Source organism: Ruegeria atlantica, from assembly GCF_013032005.1.
Taxonomy (GTDB): domain Bacteria; phylum Pseudomonadota; class Alphaproteobacteria; order Rhodobacterales; family Rhodobacteraceae; genus Ruegeria; species Ruegeria atlantica_A.
The window spans coordinates 1-4,447 of record NZ_WQBE01000024.1 but is presented as its reverse complement, the minus strand read 5'-3'; the positions used below and the strand labels follow the sequence as shown (position 1 = coordinate 4,447).

General features: G+C 63.3%; 3 protein-coding genes. All 3 read right to left on the bottom strand.

What is annotated here, in order from left to right; translation table 11 throughout:
• Positions 1 to 2,838: aminomethyl-transferring glycine dehydrogenase (gene gcvP / locus GOX21_RS21355; RefSeq protein ID WP_170379911.1), on the bottom strand; the 2,838-nt coding region annotated here is incomplete at its 3' end.
• Positions 2,839 to 2,981: 143 nt separating this feature from the next.
• Positions 2,982 to 3,347 carry a glycine cleavage system protein GcvH gene (gene gcvH / locus GOX21_RS21350; protein ID WP_170352139.1) on the bottom strand — a complete coding sequence of 122 codons (366 nt, stop codon included), beginning with the start codon at positions 3,345 to 3,347 and terminating at the stop codon, positions 2,982 to 2,984.
• A gap of 17 nt (positions 3,348 to 3,364) precedes the next feature.
• Positions 3,365 to 4,447: glycine cleavage system aminomethyltransferase GcvT (gene gcvT / locus GOX21_RS21345; protein ID WP_170352138.1), on the bottom strand; the 1,083-nt coding region annotated here is incomplete at its 5' end.

Below are 4,447 nucleotides of genomic sequence, written 5' to 3'. Positions count from 1 at the left end.
GTATGCGTCCATTGGTGGGCATGTGCAGACGAGGTTTCTGTCGCCATATGCGTTGTCGACGCGGTTGACGGGGGACCAGTATTTGTCGACGCCCATGGAGCCCGGCGGGAAGCAGGCCTGTTCTCGGGTGTAGGGGCGGTCCCAGTCGCCGACCAGATCGCGCACCGTGTGGGGGGCGTTTTTCAGCGGGTTGTTGTCCGCGTCGATCTTGCCGTCGATGATTTCCTGTGCCTCGGCCCGGATCGACAGCATGGCGTCGCAGAAGCGGTCCAGCTCGGCCATGGGTTCCGATTCCGTGGGTTCCACCATCAGGGTTCCGGCCACCGGCCAGGACATGGTCGGCGCGTGGAAGCCTGAATCGACCAGACGTTTGGCGATATCGTCGACGCTGACATGGGCCGCCTCGTCCAAGGGACGGGTGTCGAGGATGCATTCATGCGCCACCCGGCCCGTTTCCGAGGTGTAGAGGATCGGATAGGCATCCTGCAGACGCGCGGCGATGTAGTTGGCGTTCAGGATCGCCACTTTCGTGGCCTGGGTCAGACCCGCGCCACCCATCAGCAGCACATAGGCCCAGCTGACCGGCAGAATGGACGGCGAGCCGAAGGGCGCGGCCGAGACCGGGCCGATGGCACTGCCGTATTCCGGGTGGCCGGGCAGATGCTCTTCCAGATGCGCCTTGACGCCGATCGGGCCCATGCCGGGGCCGCCGCCGCCATGCGGGATGCAGAAGGTCTTGTGCAGGTTCAGGTGGCTGACGTCGCCGCCAATGTCACCGGGACGCGACAGGCCGACCATGGCGTTCATGTTGGCACCGTCGATATAGACCTGACCGCCGTGATCATGGGTGATCTGGCAGACCTCCTGCACGGTGGTCTCGAACACGCCATGGGTGGACGGATAGGTGATCATGCAGGCAGCCAGATGATCGCTGTGCTTTTCCGCCTTGGCGCGGAAATCGGCGACATCGATGTTGCCGTTCTCATCCGCCTGCACCGGCACAACCTGATAGCCCACCATCTGCGCCGAGGCCGGGTTGGTGCCATGCGCCGAGGTCGGGATCAGGCAGACATTGCGGTGTGCCTCACCCCGCGATGCGTGATAGTTGCGGATGGTCAGCAGGCCCGCATATTCGCCCTGCGCGCCCGAGTTGGGCTGCTGGGAGATCGCGTCATAGCCGGTGATCTGGCACAGCTTGTCGTTCAGATCCGCAATCATCTCGTGATAACCCTGCGCCTGATCTTCGGGGCAGAACGGGTGCAGGTTACCGAACTCGGGCCAGGTGACCGGGATCATCTCGATCGTGGCGTTCAGCTTCATGGTGCACGATCCCAGCGGGATCATCGCCCGGTCCAGCGCCAGGTCGCGGTCGGCCAGACGGCGCATATAGCGCGTGATCTCGGCCTCGGCCCGGTTCTGATGGAAGATCGGGTGAGTCAGATAGGCGCTTTCGCGCAGCGCGTAATCCGGCAGGCGGTAGGCAACGTTCGAGCTGTCATCCTTGCGGTCGATGCCGAAGGCGCCCCAGACGGCCTCGATGGTCTCGGGGCGGGTCTGTTCGTCCAGGCTGATGCCTACTTTGCTGTCGCCCACCTTGCGCAGGTTGACGCCACGGGCCACGGCGGCCTCCATCACGACGTTCTGCAGGTGGCCGACCTCAACCGTGATGGTGTCGAAGAACACTTCCGGTTCCACGGCAAAGCCCGCCTCTTCCAGACCCGCGGCCATGCGCGAGGTCTTGCGATGCACCGATTGCGCGATGGCCTTGATGCCGTCGGGGCCGTGGTACACGGCATACATCGAGGCGATGACCGCCAGCAGCGCCTGCGCTGTGCAGACGTTCGAGTTGGCTTTCTCACGGCGAATGTGTTGCTCGCGGGTTTGCAGCGACAGGCGGTAGGCCTTGTTGCCGCGGCTGTCGATGCTGACACCGATGATCCGGCCGGGCATCGACCGCTTCAGCTTGTCGGTGGTCGCCATATAAGCGGCGTGCGGGCCACCATAGCCCATTGGCACGCCAAAGCGCTGGGTCGAGCCAATGGCGATATCCGCGCCCATCTCGCCCGGCGACTTCAGCAGCGCCAGCGACAGGATGTCGGCGGCGACGATGGCAATCGCCTTGTGTTCGTGCAGCGCCGCAATCTCGGCGGTGAAGTCGCGCACATGGCCGTGGGTGCCGGGATACTGGAAGATCGCGCCAAAGACGGCACCTGCATCCAGCGCATCGGGGTCGCCGACCTGCACGTCGATGCCCAGCGGCTCAGCCCGGGTTTTGATCACCGCGATGGTCTGCGGGTGGCAGTTGCGGTCGACAAAGAAGGCCGCGTTGTTGGCCTTGGAGCGACCGCCGCGCTTGGCCATCGCCATCGCTTCGGCAGCGGCTGTGGCTTCGTCCAGCAGCGAGGCGTTGGCCACGTCCAGCCCGGTCAGGTCGCTGACCATGGTCTGGAAGTTCAGCAGCGCCTCAAGACGGCCCTGGCTGATCTCGGGCTGATACGGCGTATAGGCGGTGTACCAGGCCGGGTTTTCCAGGATGTTGCGCAGGATCGGTGCCGGCGTGGTGGTGCCGTAATAGCCCTGACCGATCAGCGAGGTCAGAACCTTGTTCTTGCTCGCCACCTCTTTCATGTGAAAGAGCGCATCGCGTTCCGTCATCGCCGGACCCCAGTCCAGCGGCTCTTTCTGCCGGATCGCAGGCGGCACCGTGGCGTCGATCAGCTGGTCCAGCGTCTTGAAGCCGATCACCTTGAGCATGTCGCGCATCTCGGTGGGCGACGGGCCGATGTGGCGGCGGTTGGCGAAGTCATAGGCTTCGTAATCGGTCAGTTTGAAGGCCATTGCAGCGCTCCTGTCGAAAAGGTCAGGTCCGGCGGAGACTGCGGGAGCCTCCGGCGGAGAGTGAGGGCCGTCCCGGAATCTGTCCGGTGGACAGATTCAGGCCCGAACGGGCGGAGCCCCGGGGACAGGGCTCCGACATAGATTTACCCGATGAAGGACTTGTAGCCGGCTTCGTCCATCAGATCCTCAAGCTGCGCGGCATCCGCGATCTTGATCTTGTAGATCCAGGCCTCGCCCTCGGGGTCTTCGTTCAGCGCGCCGGGGTTGTCGGCCAGCGCCTCGTTGACCTCGGTGATCTCGCCATCGACCGGCGCATAAAGCTCGGACGCGGCCTTGACGGATTCGATCACGCCGATCTCGCCGCCTTTTTCGAACTCGTCGCCCGCTTCCTGCTGCTCGACGAAGACCACTTCGCCCAGCTGCTCAGCCGCGTGTTTGGTGATGCCCAGAGTGGCCGTGTCCCCTTCGACGGTCAGCCATTCATGCTCTTCGGAATAATAGGTTGCCATGTCTCTCTCTCCTGACTTCAACGCTTGTAATTCTGTTTGACGAAGGGCAGCGCCACGATCTGCGCCGGTTGCGCCTTGCCCCGGATGATCAGATTGACCTTCTCGCCCGGCTCACCATGACCCTTGCTCACATAGCCCATCGCAACGGGACCGCCGACCGTGGGGCCAAAGCTGCCCGAGGTGATCTGGCCGATGGTATTGCCTTCGGCACATTGGACTTCGACGCCCTGACGCGCGGGGGCGCGGCCGTCGGGCTTGATGCCCACCAGCTTGCGCGCCGGACCCTCGGCCAGTTCCTTTTGTACGCGGTCCGCACCCGGAAAACCGCCTTCTTCCTTGCGGCGCTTTTGAATGGCCCAGCCAAGGGACGCCTCAATCGGCGAGGTCGTCTGGTCGATGTCATTGCCATAGAGGCACAGACCCGCCTCCAGCCGCAGGCTGTCGCGCGCGCCCAGACCGGCAGGTTCGCAATCCTCATGCGCCAGAAAGGCCTTGGTGACCTCGATCGCCTTGTCTTCGGGGATCGAGATCTCGTACCCGTCCTCGCCGGTATAGCCCAGCCGCGAGATGCGGCATTCGACACCGTTGATGTCGGCGACGGTGGTTTCCATGAACTTCAGGTCCCGCGCCGCCGGGCACAGTTCGCCCACGACATCCTCGGCCTTGGGGCCCTGAACCGCCACCAGCGCGCGGTCGAAGATCTCGGTCACTTCAACGCCTTCAAGGTTCGCTTTCATATGCGGAATGTCCTGATGCCGCAGCGCCGCGTTCACCACCACAAAGAAATGATCCCCCGCATTCGACACGATCAGATCATCCATGATCCCGCCGTCTTCGTTCGTGAAGAACCCGTAGCGGGCTTTGCCTTCCTTCAGCGTCGCATAGGCCTGCGGGCAGATCGCCTCAAGCTTCGCGCCTACATCCTCACCGCGCAGGATCACCTGACCCATATGCGACACATCAAACACCGCCGCCTTCTCACGACACTGCTTATGCTCACCCATAATCCCCAGCGGATACTGAACGGGCATCTCCCAGCCCGCAAAATCAACCAGCTTGCCTCCCAACTCAACATGGAGATCGTAGAGAGGAGTGCGTTT